General features: G+C 35.2%; 25 protein-coding genes. 12 read left to right on the top strand and 13 right to left on the bottom strand.

Annotated elements, in window-relative coordinates:
• Positions 1-131: 131 nt before the first annotated feature.
• From L6W14_RS22670 to L6W14_RS22660, 3 genes are all read left to right on the top strand, one after another.
• Positions 132-806, top strand: a complete 675-nt coding sequence (locus L6W14_RS22670; protein WP_237898940.1) for a peptidylprolyl isomerase — start codon at positions 132-134, stop codon at positions 804-806.
• 192 nt (positions 807-998) lie between these two features.
• Complete coding sequence (locus L6W14_RS22665) at positions 999-1,553, top strand: sigma-70 family RNA polymerase sigma factor (protein ID WP_131521749.1); 555 nt, start codon at positions 999-1,001, stop codon at positions 1,551-1,553.
• Positions 1,550-2,638: a DUF4179 domain-containing protein gene (locus tag L6W14_RS22660; RefSeq protein WP_131521750.1), complete on the top strand. Its 1,089-nt coding sequence runs from the start codon at positions 1,550-1,552 to the stop codon at positions 2,636-2,638. Before L6W14_RS22665 ends, L6W14_RS22660 begins: the two co-directional genes overlap by 4 nt.
• A 49-nt stretch (positions 2,639-2,687) precedes the next feature.
• Here L6W14_RS22660 and L6W14_RS22655 read toward each other — a convergent pair whose 3' ends face one another.
• Positions 2,688-3,020, bottom strand: a complete 333-nt coding sequence (locus tag L6W14_RS22655) for a BRCT domain-containing protein (protein ID WP_131521751.1) — start codon at positions 3,018-3,020, stop codon at positions 2,688-2,690.
• A 95-nt stretch (positions 3,021-3,115) separates the two neighbouring features.
• Between L6W14_RS22655 and L6W14_RS22650 the strand changes: the two genes are divergently transcribed.
• The gene (locus L6W14_RS22650) at positions 3,116-4,660 is read left to right on the top strand and encodes a histidine kinase N-terminal 7TM domain-containing diguanylate cyclase (protein WP_237898939.1); all 1,545 of its coding nucleotides are present in this window, start codon (positions 3,116-3,118) and stop codon (positions 4,658-4,660) included.
• 53 nt (positions 4,661-4,713) lie between these two features.
• Here the strand turns inward: L6W14_RS22650 and gnd are convergent, their stop codons facing one another.
• Genes gnd through L6W14_RS22630 form a run of 4 tightly spaced genes read right to left on the bottom strand, consistent with a single transcriptional unit; the run spans position 4,714 to position 9,768 of the window.
• On the bottom strand, positions 4,714-6,114 hold the full coding sequence (gnd, locus tag L6W14_RS22645; protein ID WP_131521753.1) for a decarboxylating NADP(+)-dependent phosphogluconate dehydrogenase: 1,401 nt from the start codon (positions 6,112-6,114) through the stop codon (positions 4,714-4,716).
• A gap of 26 nt (positions 6,115-6,140) precedes the next feature.
• Positions 6,141-7,487: a GntP family permease gene (locus L6W14_RS22640; RefSeq protein WP_131521754.1), complete on the bottom strand. Its 1,347-nt coding sequence runs from the start codon at positions 7,485-7,487 to the stop codon at positions 6,141-6,143.
• Between the two features lie 15 nt (positions 7,488-7,502).
• Complete coding sequence (gntK, locus tag L6W14_RS22635) at positions 7,503-9,044, bottom strand: gluconokinase (protein WP_131521755.1); 1,542 nt, start codon at positions 9,042-9,044, stop codon at positions 7,503-7,505.
• Positions 9,037-9,768 (bottom strand): GntR family transcriptional regulator, encoded by a 732-nt coding sequence (locus L6W14_RS22630; protein WP_131521756.1) that lies wholly within the window; start codon positions 9,766-9,768, stop codon positions 9,037-9,039. Before L6W14_RS22630 ends, gntK begins: the two co-directional genes overlap by 8 nt.
• Before the next feature lie 237 nt (positions 9,769-10,005).
• Between L6W14_RS22630 and L6W14_RS22625 the strand changes: the two genes are divergently transcribed.
• Both L6W14_RS22625 and L6W14_RS22620 read left to right on the top strand, forming a co-directional pair.
• Positions 10,006-10,212, top strand: coding sequence for a hypothetical protein (locus L6W14_RS22625; protein ID WP_131521757.1), 207 nt, complete (start codon positions 10,006-10,008; stop codon positions 10,210-10,212).
• Between the two features lie 175 nt (positions 10,213-10,387).
• Positions 10,388-10,660: a hypothetical protein gene (locus tag L6W14_RS22620; protein ID WP_131521758.1), complete on the top strand. Its 273-nt coding sequence runs from the start codon at positions 10,388-10,390 to the stop codon at positions 10,658-10,660.
• Positions 10,661-10,728: 68 nt separating this feature from the next.
• Here L6W14_RS22620 and L6W14_RS22615 read toward each other — a convergent pair whose 3' ends face one another.
• Positions 10,729-11,220 (bottom strand): hypothetical protein, encoded by a 492-nt coding sequence (locus tag L6W14_RS22615; protein ID WP_131521759.1) that lies wholly within the window; start codon positions 11,218-11,220, stop codon positions 10,729-10,731.
• Between the two features lie 155 nt (positions 11,221-11,375).
• On the opposite strand from L6W14_RS22615, the gene L6W14_RS22610 reads away from it, so the two are divergent.
• The 6 genes from L6W14_RS22610 (at position 11,376) to L6W14_RS22585 (ending at position 17,198) form a co-directional block, all read left to right on the top strand.
• A complete protein-coding gene (locus L6W14_RS22610; protein WP_227744973.1) occupies positions 11,376-11,525 on the top strand; it encodes a hypothetical protein in 150 nt (49 codons plus the stop codon).
• 124 nt (positions 11,526-11,649) lie between these two features.
• The gene (locus tag L6W14_RS22605) at positions 11,650-12,207 is read left to right on the top strand and encodes an RNA polymerase sigma factor (RefSeq protein ID WP_237898934.1); all 558 of its coding nucleotides are present in this window, start codon (positions 11,650-11,652) and stop codon (positions 12,205-12,207) included.
• Positions 12,204-13,139: a hypothetical protein gene (locus L6W14_RS22600; protein WP_131521762.1), complete on the top strand. Its 936-nt coding sequence runs from the start codon at positions 12,204-12,206 to the stop codon at positions 13,137-13,139. Before L6W14_RS22605 ends, L6W14_RS22600 begins: the two co-directional genes overlap by 4 nt.
• Before the next feature lie 92 nt (positions 13,140-13,231).
• Positions 13,232-13,999, top strand: a complete 768-nt coding sequence (locus L6W14_RS22595) for a nucleotidyltransferase domain-containing protein (protein ID WP_237898932.1) — start codon at positions 13,232-13,234, stop codon at positions 13,997-13,999.
• A gap of 390 nt (positions 14,000-14,389) precedes the next feature.
• Entirely contained in the window at positions 14,390-15,871 is a 1,482-nt protein-coding gene (locus tag L6W14_RS22590) for a malate:quinone oxidoreductase (RefSeq protein ID WP_004233452.1), read from the top strand.
• A gap of 247 nt (positions 15,872-16,118) precedes the next feature.
• Positions 16,119-17,198: an ankyrin repeat domain-containing protein gene (locus L6W14_RS22585; RefSeq protein ID WP_237898930.1), complete on the top strand. Its 1,080-nt coding sequence runs from the start codon at positions 16,119-16,121 to the stop codon at positions 17,196-17,198.
• A gap of 377 nt (positions 17,199-17,575) precedes the next feature.
• Here the strand turns inward: L6W14_RS22585 and L6W14_RS22580 are convergent, their stop codons facing one another.
• The 7 genes from L6W14_RS22580 to L6W14_RS22550 form a co-directional block, all read right to left on the bottom strand.
• Entirely contained in the window at positions 17,576-18,235 is a 660-nt protein-coding gene (locus L6W14_RS22580) for a hypothetical protein (RefSeq protein ID WP_237898929.1), read from the bottom strand.
• Positions 18,236-18,378: 143 nt separating this feature from the next.
• Positions 18,379-18,786 carry a MarR family transcriptional regulator gene (locus L6W14_RS22575; RefSeq protein ID WP_054548503.1) on the bottom strand — a complete coding sequence of 136 codons (408 nt, stop codon included), beginning with the start codon at positions 18,784-18,786 and terminating at the stop codon, positions 18,379-18,381.
• An 87-nt stretch (positions 18,787-18,873) separates the two neighbouring features.
• Positions 18,874-19,905 (bottom strand): alpha/beta hydrolase, encoded by a 1,032-nt coding sequence (locus tag L6W14_RS22570; RefSeq protein ID WP_237898927.1) that lies wholly within the window; start codon positions 19,903-19,905, stop codon positions 18,874-18,876.
• A gap of 12 nt (positions 19,906-19,917) precedes the next feature.
• Positions 19,918-20,535 carry a hypothetical protein gene (locus tag L6W14_RS22565; RefSeq protein ID WP_227744974.1) on the bottom strand — a complete coding sequence of 206 codons (618 nt, stop codon included), beginning with the start codon at positions 20,533-20,535 and terminating at the stop codon, positions 19,918-19,920.
• A 41-nt stretch (positions 20,536-20,576) separates the two neighbouring features.
• Positions 20,577-20,984: a permease prefix domain 1-containing protein gene (locus tag L6W14_RS22560; RefSeq protein WP_048395459.1), complete on the bottom strand. Its 408-nt coding sequence runs from the start codon at positions 20,982-20,984 to the stop codon at positions 20,577-20,579.
• Positions 20,981-21,310, bottom strand: a complete 330-nt coding sequence (locus L6W14_RS22555) for a PadR family transcriptional regulator (protein WP_004233468.1) — start codon at positions 21,308-21,310, stop codon at positions 20,981-20,983. Before L6W14_RS22555 ends, L6W14_RS22560 begins: the two co-directional genes overlap by 4 nt.
• 179 nt (positions 21,311-21,489) lie before the next feature.
• The gene (locus L6W14_RS22550) at positions 21,490-22,680 is read right to left on the bottom strand and encodes a M14 family metallopeptidase (RefSeq protein WP_131521769.1); all 1,191 of its coding nucleotides are present in this window, start codon (positions 22,678-22,680) and stop codon (positions 21,490-21,492) included.
• Positions 22,681-22,833: the final 153 nt, after the last annotated feature.

Below are 22,833 nucleotides of genomic sequence, written 5' to 3'. Positions count from 1 at the left end.
TACGAAATTAATATAGTAGAAATAAAAAGAGACAATGGTAGGAATATTCTGTCATTGTCTCTCTTGGATTTGTCCTACAGTTTGGATAGTTTTATAATGAATGGATGCTTAACAAGAGGAGTTGAAAGGATATGTTCGTACGTAATAAAGGTTTGTATTTTATGCTATCTCTGCTAGCCATTATTGTTGTTTTGACAGGCTGTGGTACAGCTAAGGATAGTGAGAAAACTGAGGGAAACACAGCTAAAGAAACACAAGAAGCAGTGGATTATGCGTCAAAAGTGAGGGAAAATCCAATTGTGACGATTACGATGAGCAATGATGAAAAAATTGTTATTGAATTGGAGCCTACTGTAGCACCAAATACAGTGGCTAACTTTATTGCTTTAGTAAAAGATGGATTCTATGATGGTCTTATTTTCCATCGAGTTATTCCTGATTTTATGATTCAGGGTGGAGATCCTAAAGGGAATGGTACTGGAGGACCTGATTATTCGATTGATGGTGAGTTTACCTCAAATGGATTTGAAAATAATATGAAGCATGAACGTGGTGTTATTTCGATGGCTCGTTCAGATGATCCAAACTCAGCAGGCTCACAATTTTTCATTATGGTAAAGGAAGCATCACATCTTGATGGGAAATATGCTGCTTTTGGCAAGGTGATTGCAGGTATGGAAACAGTTGATGCCATTGTTGGAGCAGAGCGAGATGCTACAAATAAACCACTAGAAGATCAGCAGATGAAAAAGGTAGAGGTGGAAACAAAGGGCTTTGATTATCCAGCACCTAAGGTAAACAAATAGTTTTCGTCCCAATGCTATTGGTTAAAATCTATACTATAAACATTAAAAAGGCTAAATCAATGAGATTTAGCCTTTTATATTTGTTAAAAAATTGAAATTATAAATATTTTTGAGTAATATGAGAAGAAATTTAAGATTGAGCGATGTTTTATATAAAGGATCCTTTATGTTTGTGGAAGAAAGGGTGTTTGCATGAGGGTAACAGATGAAAATTTTATAAAACATCTTAAGAAAAAACGAGAAGAAGCACTTCAATATGTCATTGATGAATATATGGGGATTATCAAAGCGATTATTTATAATGCTCTAAAATCCTATAATGATCCTCAAATAATAGAGGAATGTATTAGTGATACATTTCTAGGGGCTTATGAAAATGCTAAACAATTTAGAGGCGATAAAGAGGATTTTAGAAGATGGATTTGCACGATAGCAAAGTTTAAAGCCATTTCGAAACAAAGAAGGTTGTCTAAAACGCCATATTTTTATGAGCTAAATGAAACAGGTGAAGTCGCAATATCGGCTGAAGAGGAATACTTAATCAAGACAACAACGGAGGAAGTGCTCATCATGATGACGCAATTAGAGCAATTAGACCGTGATATTTTTACGATGAAATACTTTTTAAATATGAAAAACGAAGAAATTGCTACTCATTGTGGTTTAACAAAAGCCGCTATTGATAATCGATTATATCGTGGGAAAAAACGATTACAGCAAATTCGTTTGGGGGGAAGTATGACATGAAAAAGCTGTATAAACAATTTAATGATTTAAATCTTGATATAAATATAGAGCCGATGGAAGTGAGCTCGCTTGAAAAAGAGAGAGTGAAAAGAAATGTCATGAGGGTCAAAAAGAAAAGGCATTTCATTAAAAATTTTATTGTTGCAGCTACTTTTTTTATTGCATCCAGCATGACACTTGGTTATACGTTTCCTACATTTGCTGCAAATTTACCGTTTATCGGAAGTATATTCGAATTGTTTATTGATGATGAAAGGTATGTATTTAACAATTATGATCAGTATTCTACAAGTGTCGGAGTGAGCCAAGAAAGTAATGAAGTTGAAGTCACTGTCACAGATGCTGTATATGATGGCGAAAATATTACTATTGCTTACACTATTAAAAGTGAAAAGGATTTAGGAGAAAGGCCAGTTTTATATGGTGACAATCGTGAACTAACTGCTAAGGAATTTGGAAATAGGTATCGATATGGAGGCTCTTCAACAAATTATATGGTTCAAAAGATAAACAGCAATGAGTATGCAGTATTGTATATTTTTGAACTCATTAGAGGCTCTAAGCCCGAGGAAGTTCACATTAATTTTCAAGGAAATCAAATTGTTGATTTAAATAATGTAAATAATTCAGTAGCAGGGGACTGGGCATTTGAATTTACTTTAGAGAAGCTTGAAAGTAAAACAATAAGGGTGGAAAAGGATAGTATGAAAACAGAAGGGGAAGGTATAAAAATTGAAGCTTTTAAAATAACGAAAACACCTATCGCTACAACATTTTATCTTTCCGAAGAAGTCTTGGTGGGAAAAGAAAATGAAGCTTGGCGAGGAGTTTTCATTGACTATATTGTGACAGATGATTTAGGGAATGATTATAATGTCATTCATTTTAGAGGAACTAGTCATACTACAGATTTCAAAGGGCGTGAAAATTTTCCACGTATTGTTGTAAACAAATTTGATGAACAAGCTACCTCGATTATGATTACCCCTGTAGTAGGTCTATACAAAATTAAGGATAGTACAGGGGCATTAGAACCGATAAAAGAGCCATATACATTAAAGCCTATTGCTGTACCGTTCCGATAAAGTAAAAAATTTAAAGAGTATGTAAGAAGAACAACCTTACATACTCTTTTTACTTATCATCTTTCTTTGGGATCGAAATAAGCCATAAAAAATCATCTTCTATTAATATTTGAATGTCTTGCCCCTGATGAATTAGCTGCTCAGCTTTATGCTGCTTGGCGCTTATACCCCTACGTTTATTACCAAGAACAACGAAATCAGTATGTTGTGTAACAGCTCCCTGTAAATACCCTCCATAGGCTTTTACTTGTTTGGCGGCTTCGGATCGTGTCATGGTAGAAAGGGCGCCTGTGAATACAATTTGTTTGTTATAAAAGGGGTGGGTTAGATTTTCAACTGGATCAGAAAAGAAAATGATTTCTGAGTTATTCTTATTGATCATATTCGTTACTCCTTAAAAAATTAATCGATAAATAAATCCACAAAATTTTATATGTATGCTACATTAAAATTAAAAATATAAAGAGGTACATAGACATGAATTCGCAATTGACTGCTTTCATTACTCTTAGCTGTACATCAGGTGTACTAAATTTGTATTTATGTTTATACGTATTTCTAAAACGCTACAATTATACAAAAATTGCTCAATTGTTTATTAGTTATACCGCATTAATTGCGGTATATTGTTTTGCCTCTGCTTTTGGTTTAATCGCTACAACATTGAGTGCCATAAAGGTTTGGACGGCCATCCAATATGTAGGTATGGCTTTTTCAACGCCTCTCGGATTATTGTTTATCATGCAATACCTAGGCTTTCATCTGACAAGGAAAAAGATAATGGCTCTTCTTGCCATTCCATTTATTAGCTTAATCATGGTTGCTACAAATGATATACACCATTTTCATTATAGAGTATTTGAAATAGATCCTATATTAGGGGCACCTTATGTTCATCAGGAAATTGGTATATGGTATATCATTCATGGCATATTTACTTTTGGCTGTATGTTCGTATCCTTCTTATTAGTATTAATCCATTGGAAAGAGACTACTAAGGCCTACCGGCAACAATTAATTGCCTTAATGTGTGGTCAACTTATTCCTATGATAACAGCATTCATCTATTTATTGGGCTTAACACCTCAAGGAGTTGATCCTGTTCCTATGGTATTATGGGCTTCTTCATTTTTATATTTATGGTCTATTAATTCCTCACGATTATTTAGGGTGATGCCTGTTGCCAAGGATGCAATATTTCATAGTATCAATGATGGGGTTATTGTGTTAGATGAATCTGCTCGATTAATAGAGTTTAATCAAGCCTGCAGCAAGGTATTTCCTCAGCTAACTAGATTCATGATTGGTAGGGATATTGGGGAAACATGGATTGAAGTAACTGGACAATTGATGCCATTTACATTGGAGGCAGTGGTGAATACGCAAGACATCGAGATGGTGCTTTCTGATCATACTTATCAAGTGCGTGTTACAGAGCTGCAACATGTTAATCATGGTAAGGGGTTATTACTTATTTTCACTGATATAACAGAGTTGAAGGAGCTACAAAGACAGTTAGAGCAACTCGCTTTTTACGATGAACTTACACAAATTTATAATCGTCGAGCTTTTTTTCAACAATGTAATCAGGCTTACAGCGAGGCAAGAGAATCATCCTCAGCTTTTACTGTCATTTTAATGGACATCGATCATTTTAAAAACGTCAATGATACGTATGGGCATGCTATCGGTGATCAATTACTAGTTCATGTCGTAAAGGTTTGTCAGAGTGTGTTGAAAAAAGGAGAACTGTTTGCACGGTATGGCGGTGAGGAATTTGTTCTTGCACTCAAGGACTCTACATTATTAGAGGGGCAAGCATTAGCTAATTTGCTCTGTAATAGCGTAGAATCCCAGCCACTTATGACTACTGAGGGAGCAATTCGTACTACTATTAGCTGTGGTGTAGCAGAAGGTACAAAGGGACAAGAGACACTGTATCAGCTATTAAACAATGCGGACAAAGCACTGTATGCGGCAAAACAAGCAGGACGTAACCGAGTACATGTTTTTCTAGAATAAAAAAGCTAACATATACAATCATTGAGGCAATGATGTATATGTTAGCTTTTTACTTACCAATTTGTATGGAAAACACCTTGTGCATCAATTCGTTCATACGTATGCGCACCGAAATAATCACGTTGTGCCTGTAACATATTAGCATTAGATGAACCTGTTCGATAACTATCGTAATATGTGAGAGAAGCACTTAAGCAAGGGAACGCGTTTCCTGCTTGGATGCCTTCACAAACTATTTTTCTTAATCCATTTTGATAGTCCATCGTCTTTTCTGCAAAGTATGGGTCAATTAATAAATTATTTAGCGAAGGTTGCTTTTGATAGGCTTCACTAATAACATTTAAAAATTCTGCTCGAATAATACAACCACTACGGAAAATTAATGCAATTTCTTTTAATGGTAAACGCCATTCATAAAGCTCTGATGTCATTTTATATTGTGTAAATCCTTGCGCATAAGCACATATTTTCCCCATATATAGCGCTTGGCGGACGTATTCAATCCAGACATCTCTATCTAAATTTTGCTGTTTATAATTTGGTCCAGATAGTATTGCCTCTGCTTGAATTCGTTCCTCTTTTAATGATGAAATATAGCGAGCGAATAAGGCCTCCGTAATAATTGATGTAGGAATACCATTGTCTATAGATTGCAGGCTTGTCCATTTCCCAGTACCTTTTTGACCAGCTTTATCAAGTATCATATCAATGAGTGGTAATCCTGTTATCTCATCTTTTTTCCTTAAGATTTCAGCTGTTATTTCGATTAAATAGCTTTTCAATTCGCCCTGATTCCATGTTTCAAAGATAGTAGCAATTTCCTCAACGGATAATCCTATATTTTTTCTTAAAAACGTATAAGCCTCCGCAATGAGTTGCATATCTGCATACTCGATTCCATTGTGTACCATTTTGACGAAGTGTCCTGCGCCCTTGGGACCAATATACGTACAGCATGGTGTATCATTCACTTGTGCTGCAATCTTTGTCAGTATAGGTGCTACTTTGTTATAGACCTCTTGATCACCACCAGGCATAATAGATGGTCCTGTCAAAGCTCCTTCTTCACCACCAGAAATACCAATCCCTAAATACCCAATTCCTAAAGCTTTAAGTTCATCGTATCTACGCTCTGTATCTTTATAATGAGAGTTGCCGCCATCCATAATGACATCGCCCTTTTCAAGGAAAGGCACTACTGATTGAATAACTGAATCAATAGCATTTCCAGCTGTCACCATCAAAAAAATCTTTCTTGGTTTTTCTAAAGCTTGTACAAACTCTTCTATTTCATAGTAAGGAGTAAGCGCTTGTCCTTCAACCTTTTGTAGAAGTTTGTCGGTTAAATCTCGTGTGTAATTATAAACGGCTACTTGCTCGCCCTTATTAGCCATGTTTAAAGCGATATTACTGCCCATAACACCTAATCCAATAACGCCAATTGTATTTAACATTGTACTTGCTCCTTTTTAAACATTTTTTAAACAAATAAACTAAGTAATAAAATAAACCCTAAACCAGCCACAGATACAATTGTTTCTAGCAAGGTCCAAGTAGCGAATGTTTCCTTCATGCTCAATCCAAAATATTCTTTAAACATCCAGAAACCTGCATCATTAACATGTGAAGCAATTAAGCTTCCTGCACCTGTTGCCAACACGACCAAGGCAAGGTTTACATCACTTTGACCTAACATTGGAATGACTAACCCAGCTGTTGTTAAAGCAGCAACCGTAGCTGACCCTAATGAAATGCGTAAAATAGCCGCAATAATCCATGCTAGTAAAATTGGCGATAAGGTAGTTCCATGGAAGAGTTCAGCTACATAATCACCGACACCACCATCAATTAAAACTTGTTTGAAGGCACCACCGCCCCCAATAATTAAGAGCATCATACCGATATGGGATATTGCTGTTGTACATGACTCCATTACTTGCTTAATAGGAATTTTCCTTGCGATACCCATTGTATAGATGGCAACTAATAAGGAAATTAACATGGATGTACCAGCTTCACCGATGAAGCGGATACCTGCTAAGAAGCCATTGTCTTCAAAGCCAATTGTTTTTTGTAACAGTGTAATAATAGTAGCAATGGACATTAAAATAACGGGTAATAGTGCAGTAAAAACACTTATTCCAAAACTCGGTGTGTCCTCTAGTTCAAATGTTTTTTGTTCACCGAGAGAAGCAATATTTCCAGTTTTGTTGAATGATTCAGGCACTAACCTTTTCGCTAATTTTGTAAATAATGGTCCTGCTAAAATAACAGTCGGAATGGCGATGATAAAGCCATAAAGCAACACCTCACCAATATTTGCCCCAAATTCGCCAGCAATAACAGTTGGTCCAGGATGTGGTGGTAAAAATCCATGTGTGACAGATAAGGCTGCGGTCATTGGAATTCCTAAATATAAAATAGAAACCTTTAATTGTCTTGAAATAGCGAAGACAATTGGGATTAATAGCACAAGACCTACTTCAAAGAAAAGTGCGATACCGATAATAAAGGATGCTGCTACGACTGCCCATTGAATGTTCTTTTCTCCAAATTTATTCACAAGGGTCATGGCAATACGCTGTGCACCCCCAGAATCGGCAATTAATTTTCCTAGCATCGCTCCAAGACCAAATATTAAGGCCAAGTGACCTAATGTTCCGCCTAACCCTGCTTCAATCGTTTTTACGATAATATCTAAAGGCATCCCAAGAGCTAAAGCAACACCGAATGAAACAATGATTAATGAAATAAACGTATTTAATTTAAAGCCCATTATTAAAATTAACAGCGCAATAATACCAATACCTACAATAACTAATGGCATGTATTCTCCTCCTCTTTAGTCGGGCTTAATTAAGCTCCTTTGATACTGAGCAATTGACGTATAGTCATCTGCTAAAACTCTAGATAAACGAATGAAAATTGGGAGTAGCTGTCTATATTCTTTGGCTGCTTCTTCGATTGGCGTATGTTTATAAGTGTCACCAACCATATCAGCGACAACGTCAAAGGAATCAATTTTTCCTGTAGCATATAAGCCTAAAATACAAGCGCCTAGACAGGAGCTTTCATAGCTTTCAGGTACTACCACTTCGGATTCAAAAATATCCGCCATCATTTGTCTCCAAATCTCAGAGCGTGAAAACCCGCCTGTTGCTTGAATACGAGTGACAGGGCTTTCCATACACTCCAGTAATGCTAAATAGACAGTATATAAATTGTAGATAACCCCTTCGAGGGCAGCTCGTATCATATGTTCTTTTTTATGAGACATGGTTAAACCAAAAAATGAACCGCGGACATCTGGATTCCATAAAGGCGCACGTTCACCTGATAGATAGGGATGGAATAGCAGCCCATCAGCACCAGGTCTAACACGTTCAGCAATTTTCGTTAACACTTCATATGGATCAATACCTAGTCTTTTAGCTGTTTCAATCTCAGAAGAGGCAAACTCATCGCGAATCCAGCGTAATACCATACCACCATTGTTTACGGGTCCACCAATGACCCAATGGTTTTCTGTTAGTGCATAGCAAAAAATTCTACCCTTTACATCTGTTTTGGGCCTATCAATTATGGTACGGATAGCACCGCTTGTCCCAATAGTGACAGCAATTTCGCCTTCTCGAATGGCGTTCACACCTAGATTAGAGAGCACGCCATCACTTGCACCAATGACAAAAGGTGTTTGTGGGTCAATACCCATTTGCTTAGCTAAAAGGTCATTGCAATTTAAAAATAGTTGAGTTGTTGGTACGAGTGTGGATAATTGTGCTTTCGCAATACCTGCAACAGCTAAAGCTTCTTCGTCCCAATCTAATGTATGGAGATTCATCATACCCATACACGAAGCTAATGAATAATCGACGACATATTGATCAAAAAACTTTTTAAAAATGTATTCTTTAATACCGATATATTTCTTCGTTTTGCGCGCAATTTCAGGATGTTCATGCACAAGCCAAGTAATTTTGCTTAGTGGTGACATTGGATGAATAGGTGTACCTGTTCTTTTATAAATTTCATGGCCATTCCAGTCAGTTTTAATTTTATGTGCCCATGCTTCACTACGATTATCCGCCCAAGTGATGACAGGTGTTAACGGTTGATCATTTTCGTCCATAGCGATCACACTATGCATAGCACTACTAAAGGAAACAAATAGTAATGGTTTATCTGAATGGACTTTCATAATGTTGGTAATGGCTTGTAGTACAGCTTGAAAGATTTCTTCTGGATTTTGTTCTGCTGTCGAAATATCCGGTGTATATAATGGATACCCAATATTTTCTTGTTGAATAACCTTCCCATGTTGACTAAATAATACGGCCTTAGTGCTAGTAGTCCCTATATCAACACCTAACATATAGTTAGTCATTTTGTGGCTCAACCCCTTTAGATAGCATTTGCTGTGACCGCCATAAATCTTCTACTTTGCCTTGAACATCATCAAAATTTTCATGTAAGGATTGAATCATAAGCTCTCGATCTTTGGCTCTAATAGCGTCAATATAGAGCTCATGATTTTTCACAATACGAGTAAAATCCTCATATTTCTCTTTAAAGCGCATGCGCATAGATAGTAAAATCAAGCCTTCCATTACTGGCTTTAAATTATTCCAAATCATGGTGATATAGGAATGTCCGATGGAACGAATAATTGTCTCATGGAACATAACATCCTGATAAGAAAATTCGTCTGCATCGTTATACTTAATGGCAACTTTCATCATTTCTAATGTTTTGCTAAGTTCTAGTGCTAAGCTAGTTGTATCCATTTTTATGAGACGTTCAAACACAAATGTTTCAATCAGCAATCGAACATCATAAATTTCTTCAATCTCTTTTTCAGATAAACCAATGACAACAGCACCCATTTTCTCTAATCGAATGATATTTTCAGAAGCTAATATTCTTAAGGCTTCACGAATGGGTGAACGGCTTACTTCAAAATCAGCTGCCAGTTTGTTTTCTGAAAGAATGGTACCGCTTTCAATTAAACCTGAAATAATACGCATTCTAAGTTCATAGGCTACGCGATCACCTGTAGAAGCCTTAGAAAGCCATTTTTGTGGATATAAATAATCATTATATTCGCTCATAATATCACCCTTTTTGATTTTGAGTATACTTGTATACAAGTATTATAGTCAGAAAGAAAATAAGATTGCAAGCGACTTACTAACAATCAAAAATTGAAAATTCCTCAACTCTATACTTAGCTAAAAATAATAATTAATGCACATTCTTTTTTCCTCCTTGGACAAACTTTAGAATGAAAAGTTCGTAAAGCTTATACAAGGTTTTATAGCTTTTCAAATAATCGATGAAGGATGGTTATGTCAAATATGGATACAAATCGTAACAGATCAAATGGTACGAAAAGTGCAAATAAAACAAATCAACAGCGTCAGACACTTCATCGTGAGGAGTTTGGTGCTGAATTTGAGCTTGATTCAGCTTCAGCACAAATCAATAACTTTGCTGAAACCAAAGGAAAAACGGGTATCAAGCAACCAGTCAGTGAGAGGACTGCATGGCACTAATTTATATTTGACAACTATTCATGACATTGAGAGAAGGACTAAGGCATATGCCTTAGTTCTTTGATTATAGCCTGGAAAATATTGTGTTTATTTTCTTCCATACATATTATCAGAGCATTTCATAATACTACATCTAGAACAATGAAAACATTTTTAAGAAGGGAAGATATATACATTGGCTAAGCACTCCGATACAAGTTGGAAGCAGGATCATCCTAGCACATTGTTTAGTAACTCCGTGCAAAAGGCGGATCGTCTATTAAAGCATGCAAAATCACATCCAGAGGAAATAGCAATAGAACATGCATTTAATCAAATTAAGCATGCTGAAAATGCACGTTTCAATGCAGAACAATATGGTGAGCATTTGGATACGGTTCAGCAAAATAAAGAATATCTAGAGCAGATTAAACAACAATTACATGAAATGAAAAATGATAATGAATAATGAATAACAGTCAACAACGGCTTAAATTCACGTAGTGAGGTTTAAGCCGTTGTTTAAATGTGATTAAATTAACACCAAACAATGATTTCGTAGGGAGTGGTTTGAGCAGGAATACTCCTAGTGGTAGGGCCATAAACAACAATGAGGTTTCGATTGGCAGGACTATTGGTAAAAGGTTGCCCATTTTTAAGTGAAATAATCGTAGTAGGAGAAAGGTTTAATTGTAATTGTCCATCACTACTCAGTAATTGTTGATTAAAGAAATCTACCTTTACATTATGATAATTGCTTTCTTTAACAATAATTAAAGCACGATATTGTGGCGGGTAAATCATCGGTACAGGTGCATCTCCATCATAATATCCTGTTACCCATTCACCGGTTGTTACAATTTCACGATTAACAAAATAGGTGGAGGGAGAAATAATAAAATTGACGACCCCACCAGCACCATCTTCTAAGGTCATTATTTTATAACAACCGTTCTTATCTCCGTTTTGTCCAACAGGAAAATCATTGATTTGAGTGATAACACCTCGAAAAGATTTAAAATTGACCATACCCATTCCCTTCTTACATATTTCTCGTTTTTAGCGTATCATTTTAATTTATGTAGCATTGTAAAATTAGGTGACAGACAATTAATAGGATGCTATTTGATAGCAATCGACTTATACTTAACATGCTAACGATTAGATTAGAGGAGTGGCATCTATTGAATTGGATTTCTAAAAATAAGAAAATCTTTCTATTGTTAATTTTTGTTGTTATTGTCGTCGCTGGTATACTGGATATTAAATATGAGGGATTATTCTTTCAGCTATTACCTACATCAATACAAATATTTTTATCTAATTTATTTTGAAATGTGGAGAACCGTACCTAAAAGAGTGCGGTTTTTTCATTAGCAGATTTTTTGTCACAACATGCAACCAATTGTTTGGATTATCTACTTTATAAGTAAGAGTACATAAAAGGAGAAAATGCAAATGGACGATGAAAAAATAGTTGCTTTATACATACAACGCTCACAGCAGGCTATTTTGGAAACAAGGAAAAAATATGGAGCATATTGTAGAGTAATAGCAAGAAGAATCTTGGCAAATTTGAGGGATGTTGAAGAATGTGAGAATGATGCCTACCTAGCTGCATGGAACACAATCCCTCCACAGATACCAAGAAAACTATCTATTTTTTTAGGGAGAATCATACGTAATATTGCACTTGATAAGCATAGCTATAATACAGCCAAAAAGAGAAACAATGAGTTTGAGGTCATTCTCACAGAGCTGGAAGAATGTCTAGCTTCTTCTCGTACGGTAGAAACATCCTATGAAGCGGGTGAACTTGCTCAATACATTAGCCGATTTTTATATACCTTAGATGAACAATCTAGAAATATATTTATTCAACGATATTGGTACTCCTATTCTATAAAAGATATTTCCTTACACTTTCAAATGAGTAGTAGTAAAGTTAAGTCCAACTTATTTAGGACACGTAATAAACTAAGATTTTATTTGGAAAGCGAGGGATTATATATATGAAAAAAGAGGAGTTATATCGTGAAATTGGATTTATAGAGGAAGAATTAATTGAAGCCGCCAACTATGAAGTAAAGAAGAAAAGTTTTTCTAAAAAATGGCTCGCTGTGGTAATAAGTATGATGATCGTAAGCTCAGTTTCTACTGCCACAATAGCAGCAGCTTACTATAAACACCAAAATAATGAGCTTTATATTCGTTATTTATCAGCAGAGGATATGGAACTAATGCCAGCTACAAAATATGATGCAGATAAATTTCTAAAAGCTCTAGATAGTGACAAAGAGGAGTATATCTATATTGCAATAAATAGACTAGTAGAGAGCTATAATGATGAAAAGTTGAGAAATAAGGCGTTAAAGGCTATTCAGCCATTTATACAAAGTGATAACAAAAAAATTGCAAATTCGGCTATTTTTGCTGTCGATATTTTATCGGGAAGCTTTAAAAGTCAGCAGGTATATAAATTAGCAGATGGGAGCGTCTTCTTTACTTTATTCAATAATTATTCAGATTACGGAAGCCAAAATGTTCTTTGGCGTATAAAAGATGATGTGCTAGAGGCATATTCTAGCTTCTCCAGTCCATCAATGTATATTAAAGAGATAATTCCTTCACCTGATCAGAAATTAATTACTATTGTCACGAACTCTAATAAAAGTGAATTTGTTGAAGTCATCAATGTGGAAGAGCGAATGGTAAGCCCAGAGTTAGTAGAATCTTCAAGGGTTAAATATGGTGCTGAGCAAGGGTTAGATACTTGGATTCGAACAGATCATGAAAACTATAGCTATGTGGATCATCTTAGATGGAAGGGAGATGCTACCATAGAATTTGAAGCTAGTCTCTCCTATGATGATACGGCGATTATTAAAAACGTGGTAGTCACTTATGAAGTTAGCCAAAAGAAATTAACTGTTAAAGAAATTAAATAAGAAGTAGATAAAAACAGAAAACGTATTAGAGGTTTTCTGTTTTTTCAATAGTATTATAGAAATAAATCAATTAAAAAGGGAGTGAATGATCAATGGCAAAATGGAAAATAGCCTTAGAAACGTTCCTGAAAGCATGGCAAGATAAAGAGGAAGTTGTAGGAGCGCTCGTATGTGGGAGCTATATTACTGGAAATCCTTCTAAGCGCTCTGATATCGATGTCCATATTATTTTGGCAGATAATGTGGGATGGAGGGAAAGAGGGAATCGTGTTATTGATGGTTTTTTAATTGAATACTTTGCGAATCCACCAAGTCAAATTCGTGGGTATTTTCAAGATGATTTTAAAAAAAGAAGAACCATGTCGATGGTCCAATTTAAAACAGGTAGAATTTTATTTGATTATACTGGAATAATAAAAGATTTAAAATTTGAAGCAGAGGAATGGCTCAAAGAAAAGTATAAAACAATGAATAAAACGGTCTTAGAAATAAAAAAATATGAATTGTGGGATACACTAGATAATTTAAAGGATTGTTATGAGCAGGATAGAATGGACTTTTCCTTTACCTACCATAACTCATTAGCCAATTTATTTTTGGTGTACAGTCAGTTTTTAAACCATGAAACGATACCCTTTTATCAAATCTATGCCTATCTTGAAGATCCAATTTACCTGCAAAAATATAGTAAGTCAGCATTTCCAGATGAGGACTTTAGAGAAATTTTTATGAGAGCAATGCATGAGGACAATGCTGAAAAGATGATGGCGTCATATGAAGCAGTAGTAAGGTATGTGTTCATACAAATGGGCGGTTTTCAAATAGATGGCTGGCATATAAAAAGCCCAATCGAAAGTTAATCTTTGGGGTAAGAAAAGTTAGTTCAGATACAAGACGAGCTTCATATTTATATGTTATTATACAGATATAATAATAAAAAGAACCTATTTTTTATGAAAATGTCAACCATTTTTAGGCCGATTATTCCAAATAAGCTTAAATAATTCAATTTTTATCTAGAACAAAAAGTGATTTTTTTGCTTGAATTATGATTGGAAAGGCTCGAAAAAAGCTGATAACTCTCATATAAATAGTTGATATTTTATTCTTGAACTAATTGTGATAAACTGCAATAAGGTAATAATTGATACAGAAATGGTGTGCTCCGAGGTTGCTCCATGGCTACAGTACTTCTAAAGTGGGAGTGCTTACATCCTTTCTGCAAATCTTAACATATAAGGAAGGTAAAAATGAGTAACAGACAAATTAAATCAGATGTTATCTTAATTGGTGCCGGAATCATGAGTGCAACTTTGGGAACATTACTCAAAGAATTAGCACCAGATTGGAAAATTACAGTGTTTGAAAAGCTTGAAAAAGCAGGCGAGGAAAGTTCTCACGAATTAAACAATGCGGGAACTGGACATGCTGCATTATGTGAGCTGAACTACACATCAGAGAAAAAAGACGGATCAATCGATATCAAAAAAGCGATTAATGTTAATGAACAGTTCCATGTTTCAAGACAGTTTTGGTCGTATCTTGTAAACAATAAGCTGATCAATAATCCACAAGACTTCATTATGCCTTTACCACATATGAGTTTAGTACAAGGGAAAGAAAATGTTGAGTTTCTAAAGAAACGCCATGAAACGATGACAAAAAATCCTTTATTTGAAGGAATGGAATTTTCTAATGACCCTGAAACACTAAAAAAATGGATTCCACTTATTATGGAAAATCGTCCTGCTGGTGAAGACATTGCTGCAACGAAAATTGACACTGGTACAGATGTTAACTTTGGTGCTTTAACACGTATGTTAATTGATCACTTAAAAGCGAAAGATGTAGATGTTAACTATAATCATAGTGTTGAAAGTTTAAAACAAGCTAGTGATGGTACATGGGAAGTACGTGTGCACGATTTAGATGGCTGTAAAATGGAATATCATTCAGCAAAATTTGTCTTCCTTGGAGCTGGTGGAGGAAGCTTAGAATTACTACAAAAATCAGGTATTCCTGAAGGGAAACATATTGGTGGATTCCCAATTAGCGGTTTATTCTTAGCATGTAATAATCCAGAAATAGCTGAACAACATCATGCAAAAGTATACGGAAAAGCAAAAGTTGGTGCTCCACCAATGTCGGTTCCGCATCTTGACACACGTTATATTGATAACAAGAAATCATTACTATTTGGACCGTTCGCAGGTTTCTCTCCTAAGTTCTTAAAAACAGGTTCAAATATGGATTTATTTGCTTCTGTAAAACCGCATAATATCACAACTTTATTAGCTGCGGGCGTGAAAGAGATGGGCTTAACAAAGTATTTAATCCAACAGCTTATGCTTTCAAAAGAACAACGTATGGAAGAGTTACGTGAGTTCATTCCAAATGCAAAAAGTGATGATTGGGATATTATCGTAGCTGGACAACGTGTACAAGTAATTAAAGATACAGAAGCTGGCGGTAAAGGAACACTTCAATTCGGTACAGAAGTTGTAAGTGCTTCTGATGGCTCGATTGCAGCTTTACTAGGAGCTTCACCAGGTGCATCTACGGCTGTACATGTTATGCTTGAGGTTCTTAATAAATGTTTCCCTCAACATATCAAGGAGTGGGAACCAAAAATTAAAGAAATGATTCCATCTTATGGTCTATCATTAGCAGAAAACCCTGAGCTTCTAAAAGAAATAAATGCAACAACAGATAAAGCACTTGGCTTAAAATAAAAATAAGTCATGGTAAGCGTTTAAGAAAGAGCTCTCAATCTATTCTGATTGAGAGCTCTTTTTAATTTGAATAAATTCTTTCCTGGGAAATTTTAAATTCAATTGCCTTCTTTTTAATAAAAGAACCATCAAATTTGCTATAAATCTTGCCCTTTATTTTATAACACTATAGCTTTATGTCCCATTGTGATAAAGATGGTAGTTTTCTATACTTTGTATATACAATAAGAAGGGAGCCAATCTATAGATGATTAAGCTACAAGATATTGGAACATTTTCAGCACTACCAGAGCTTGCAATGTATATCTATACTGGCAATATTACAGCTTTGCGAGTTGCGAGGGATAAAGGCTGGAATATTGAAGAAGAGATATGTTTAAGTCAGCATACATCATTAAGCCCATTGGATTTAGCGTTGATTGCACAAAGATTGGATGTAGTAAAATTATTAGTTGGATATGGGGTTAATTTAAATGTGGAAAAAAATCCTTCTTTTTTAAGAGCTGTTCGATATTGTAAAGAAAATATAGTACGTTACCTTGTTGAACAAGGAGCAAAATTAGATGGCTATAACCAAGTGGGCTCTGGAGCCTATTCTCAGGCCTACTATGGCAATAAAAGAAATATCCCTCTTATTCATGAACTTGGGCTTGATATAAAGCAGCATGGAGGTCCTGTATTGCGTCAGGCTGTGTCGAATTTTGATAAAAAAACAGTCACTTATTTACTTGATCAAGGAGTAGATATTAATTATCAAATGCCTGATATGGTCTATCCCTATGAAGCAACACCATTAACAGTTGCAACAAGAATGGGAAATATAGCTATGGTGAACTATTTGATTGAACGAGGTGCAAACGTCACTTTAGCGGAGAAAGATGGTGAGAGAGCTTATACAATTGCTGTACGTATGAAAAATATGGAACTAGCAAATTACTTAAAGGCTCTAGAACCAATAGAACTCCATACTATTGAAAACAAAAAAGAGACATTGAAAAAATACAAGTTACCAGATGAATTGATTAATTTTCTGACAGGAGATCGACTGCATCTTGAGCTTGCACCAAATGATTATGACATTCACTTTATCGATTTTTTCAAACTAACTGATACAATTGAGATGAAGCTAGGTCATCGAAAGCTCCTCCTTCTTTCCGCAAATATCGACAATTACTCTGATTTGCAAATAGTCTGGAATCCAAAAGGAGAAGGCCAAATAGGGTGCTATGATGTGGAGCATGAGGAGTATGCTAACTTATGTAGTTTTAAAGAATTTATTGGTAGACCTGAAGTATACCTTATCCGTTTTCTTGAAGGAGAGCTTTAGCAATGCTTAAAACTGCTGATAAAATTGTGAAGCAACTTATTTAAAGTCGTTGAGAGTAAGCATATTCTATTTAAAAAATATGCTTACTTTTTTATTGCTTTATATTCGAAGATTTGACAAACAAAAAACAATAGAACGTTTAATATATGTGGTACAAAAGAACAATAGAAGAGCTATTAATAGGGCGAAGGGGATGCTGAACATAACAGGAAGTTCTACGCCATACCAAAGGCCCATTTTAATTTGATTGACTCCGAATGTTCGTAAAAAACCAGCGAGTATGGATAAGCCAGCGCTTAAAAGTAATCCAACATAAAGTACAGATAATACCACTAAAGCTAATGAGCAAAAAAAAGTCTTTAGCATTTTTAGAAGTATCATTCTTTTTCCCTCCGTATAATGTGGTGCACCTTTGAATTCGAAGCTATCGAATAATCAACCGTATAGTAAAGTGTCCCAATCACACTATTTTCCCCAACATGGACGACTTCCCCTTCCACAAACTCTGCATTTGTATTAGATAATTGTAGGTGTTTTCCACTAATTGTGTGACAACGTAATATTTTTTTAAATAACGGAAGAAGAGTTATCCTATCCTTTTCTATTACCACATTTTCAGCCCTTAACCTGTCAATTCCGCTTTCTCCCGATAACTTCAAATGAAAGTGATTAGCGACTATTTCCTCAGCCTTGACTATTCCAATGGCATCAAATTGCTCGCTCTGTAATTTCTCTTCAACCATTAGCTTTCCAGAACTATTGATTTTTTGGATAAAACCATTACGTATTTTAATATTCCCAGCATTTGTGAGTTCTCCGATTTGACAAAAATCCTTTAACTTACACGAGCCAGAGCTATTAAATATCTGCGCTGTAACTGGATAATAGAAGGAGCTATGACCATGAGTGGACACTTTTATTAAGTGTACTTCTTGTTGTAACGATACAGCTCCTCGAATGTTTAATTGTTCATAATTAGCATCCAAATGTTTAACTGTGCCATTCGTTTGTGTAAGGGTACGGAGTTTTTGAAACATAAAGTCACCTCATTATAATTTAATTAATATATATTTTAATAATTAAAATATATATTAATTAAATTATATGCTACTTCCATTTGTCAAGAACAAAAGCACTGCTTAAATTAAACAATAAAAAAGGATTTCAATTTGTTGAAATCCTAAAAAATTTTATTCATTAATTGGTTTACTTCGCGTAAGATATTGGCCATGTCTATGAGTTTATCCTGAGAAAACTTTAAAAAGATTTCTTGAACCTTCATGTCACCAATATTGGTTAAAGCCATTTTGACCACACGTCGATCATTATTTTCTCTAATTCTTTGTATGAGTTCGAGTTTTTCCAGTTTATCGCACATGGAAGTTACAGCTCCGGGTGTTACACTAAAGAATTCAGCAATTTCTGTTGCCTTCATCCCATTATTTATTTTTAGCTGTAGGAGTAATATTAATTGGTTTTGTGATAACGCTTCTCCTTCAGATAAAAGATCTACAAACATTTTCGACTTCTGCTGTATTTCCAGCATTTCTTTCATAATAATTTCTACATTGTTTAGATTTTCTGGCATATAATCACGTCCGCTAAAATATTTAATAATTAAATTATATAGCAATTAAATAAATGCTACCAAGTGTAGAATTACTTTAAGAAATATTTATTTTTTAAAAGTCATACGCATCCATTCGAAAAATCTCTCTTTTTCTTCGAACTGGGGGTAGTGAGCAGATTGTTCATATGCTATGAATTCTTTTTTCTTCGCGATAATTTGGTCGAAGTACTTTTTAGCGCTATTCGATGATGTTTGATAATCATAATCCCCCATTACAAAATAGAAAGGAAGAGTCAGTGAATTGACTTTCGCAGGAAGTGGGGACTGTAGGACTTCGTTTACTAAAACTTCTTGGGATAGGGAAATCCCCTTGCTATATCGAATAATATCTAACAAATTATATTCGGTACTAAAAAGCATCCTTAACATATTTCCATCAGGGTTAGTAATAAGTCTTGTAGCTCCACCGTATTTGCTCACTAAATGACGAGGCGTAAATGTTTTACCACTACTAATTTCCTCCATTAACCTCTGTAAATGTGCAACATCCTCTGTGTTACTCTTAAGCTGAGCCTGTTTGATCGTAAAGTGTAAACTGTCCATCTCACTTTCAACGGTATTACTCATTTGACCAATCCCTACATAGGCCTCATATTTATCAGGAGCTTTAGCAGCTGCTTGTGTGGCAATATAGGTACCGTAGGAATGACCAATTAAGATAATTTTTTCTTTATCTAGATGATTAGCAATATAGTCAGTCAGTGCTAGTAAATCCTCCACAAGCAAATCAGATGAAAGATTTGAGTAGTCCTCAAAAAAATGATAAGACTTCCCACTAGCCCTTTGATCATAATTTACCACTGTAAATTCGGTTTCCAATAAATCTTGATATTTTTTAGCGTAGGGTATTTCAGAGCAACCTGGTCCGCCATGGACAAAGATGATGACAGGATTATTTTTGTTATTGCCCCGTATCATGATTTCATGATCACTGCCGTTAATTTCTACCTGTTCTAGCGTACTGATGCTGTTCATGTCTTCTATAGATGATGTCCATGTTGGAAATACAAGTGCTAATAATAGTAAGGAGGTCATAATCAAGACAAGATATTTAATGAACTTTTTAATCCTTTTCATACAATCCCTACTTTACATGCGTTTCATAAAGCTAGCATGATACATTTTTCTTTTATACACATAAAAATACATACTCAGAGGCCACCAAAGTGTCACAAAAATAGGGTAGATCGCCCATATAACGCTTGGTGAAGAAACAACATTTACTGTAATGAAAAAGATACTAATTAGTATCGTAGCTGTAACGGAGAATGCTACAAAGGTTTTTCGTTGCGCGTGATATAAAGCTAGAGGCCACCATATCACTAAAAAAGCAGGATAAATTGCCCAAGGGTATTGAGGAGATACAATTATATTCAATATAGAGTAATAGATGATGGTAGAAGCACATCCAATTAGGGCTGTTTTTAACGTTTTTGCCTTTTCATCTAAGTACATGAGGATTGGCCACCAGATAATAGGATAAATCGCATAGACAAACCATAAATGATCTGGTGCGTAAATATAATTTTCAACTATTAGAAATGTAATAATTAAGGCACTACAAACAATTGAGTATTGTTTATACAATTTTTTAGCCATAAAGAATAACGTAATAGGCCAAAGCAGTAGCAATAAGCATGGATATACAAACCACATTGTTTGAGGAGATGTCGTATAATTAACAGCCCCTAAAAAAATCATTGTCATCAAGCTCCCCACTATAGAAAAGTTAATAAAATTCCTCATGTTTATTCACCCCATTTCTTACGAGACCACACAAAGTACATCGATAAAGGCCACCAAAGAATGGCGAAAATCGGATAGATTGCCCAAATAGTATGTGGTGTGTAATAAAGATTAATAAAAATAAAAAATGCAATGATTAAGCCACTACCCCAAATTGAAAATTCTAAGTTTAATTTGGCCATGTTTTTCTTTGCTGGTTCTTTAACACCTAACTCTTGCTTTAAGTCTTCGATATCTCCAAATTCTACAATGGCTTTATTAATGGCATCCTCTTGTTCTTTACCTTGGTCCATCAAATAAAATACTTTTTCTTCAAGATTTTCAATGATTTCCTGTTTAACCATTTCCGTTTCGTTAGTTCGAGGAATGTCTTTAAAAAGCTCATCAATATGGTTTTTTATTCTTTTCATTCTAAGCCCTCCATAAATAAATCGATTATTTCCTTTACTTCCGACCATTCTTTCACTAGCTCATTTAAATAGGCCTTACCTAATGATGTAATACGGTAATACTTTCTTTTGCCTCCATGTGAGACATCTCCATAATAGGCTTCAATAATTTCTTTTTTTTCGAGACGTTGAAAAACTGCATACAAAGTTGCTTCCTTGATTTGAAACCGATTGTTTGTACGGAGACTTATTTCCTGAGAAATTTCGTAGCCATAACGGTCTTTTTCTGAAATTAACCGTAAAATAATCGAATCCAAATGTCCTCGGATAATATCACTGCGAACCATAAGTCACCTACTTTTTTTATTGCTCTATCTGTCAGAGTAATAGTAGCAAACATTACTCTGTCTGTCAAAGTAATTTATTCCCTTTTTTTTACAATGATGATGAGATTTTCAATAAAAAACCCATTCGCTGAAAAGCCCAAAAGGACTATTTCATAGCGAATGGAGTTCGAGTACTCTTTTTACATATACAATGCAGCAAGGAAAATCCCTAAAGACTCCTCGTAAATGTCATCAAACTGGCTGATTGGTAAAGGATTTGTACCACTTCCTAATTCAACAGTGAAGCCTGGTCTACGCCAATCTTGAATAAACCAATCCTTATAACCAGCATAGCTTCCAGCAGATTGAACGGGCTCATAGCCACTTACTCTACTAAATTCATTTACAAGCACCTCTGATTCTGGGGGCTCTAGATTTTCAAAGCCCCAATATATGACACGTCCCTGTGTATGAAAGGCTAATACTCTTGAAAAATCACGTTGCTTGGTCAAATCAGCCATTGCAATGGCTTCAGGTTCAGATAGTGGTCTTTCACCACCATAATCTCTTGGCCCTGGTGTTTTTGGATTACGGGCACTTTCCAGCTCCCATTTGGCAGGGAATTGGTCATTCAAATCAATTCCATGAATATTTGCTTTCCAGCCAGAAAAATCAGCGTTATCATTATTCCATGCAATTAGTTGATTTCTTAATGCTTCATCATTTGGTGGACCTTGTATTACTAAATCTACGCCATCAGGATTTACCATTGGAACGATAGAAAGGAATGTTTGCTGATAAAGAGAAAATGGAGAAATTCCGCGAATACTACTTTGATTGGTGAGGGCAAGCAAATAGTCATTTAAAAATGTTAGAATAATAGGTGTAGTAATCCATTCGTTTGCATGGAATGAGCCATTATAGTGTACACGTTTTGCACCATGGCCAATTGACAGCTCAGGTAGCTCTTTCCCTAAAACGGAGCTGCCAATGTTTGAGCTATGAAGAAAAGGATATGCGTCAAGGAGCTTTTTGAGATCGTTCATCATATGGGTATACGTGTAATTTTGCTTACCTTCAACTAAACGCCATGTGATACGTTGAGGTATGCGAATCATTTGACCGATTTGTAATCGATTTGGACTGAACTCAGGATTAACAAGCAAGAGGGCGACTAGGGGAAGGTTTCGGCTCTGGGCAATCTGCCAAAAAGAGTCTCCTTGTTTAATTTGATAGTTGTTGGTCACAAAACCAGGAATACGAACCCGTTGTCCAACTCTTAAAAATTGGGGATTTATATTTTCATTAGAATCTAAAATGAGTTGAAGAGGAATTTTAAATACCTCACTGAAATGCCAAAGTGAATCTCCTGGTCTTACGATAATATCCACATGTTTTCTCTCCTTAATTAAATTAGAAATGGTTCAATATAAAATGTATATGATAAATGCATAGACTTATTGATACAAATTCAGCAAAATTACTTTATTAAGAATCTAAAATAGGAGATAATTAGTTATTTTTACATGTATACTAGTAATCAT

The organism is Lysinibacillus sp. ACHW1.5 (assembly GCF_022014815.1).
Classification (GTDB): Bacteria; Bacillota; Bacilli; order Bacillales_A; family Planococcaceae; genus Lysinibacillus; species Lysinibacillus capsici.
Note: the sequence above shows the minus strand (reverse complement) of the source record. Positions and strands in the feature narration are given on the sequence as shown.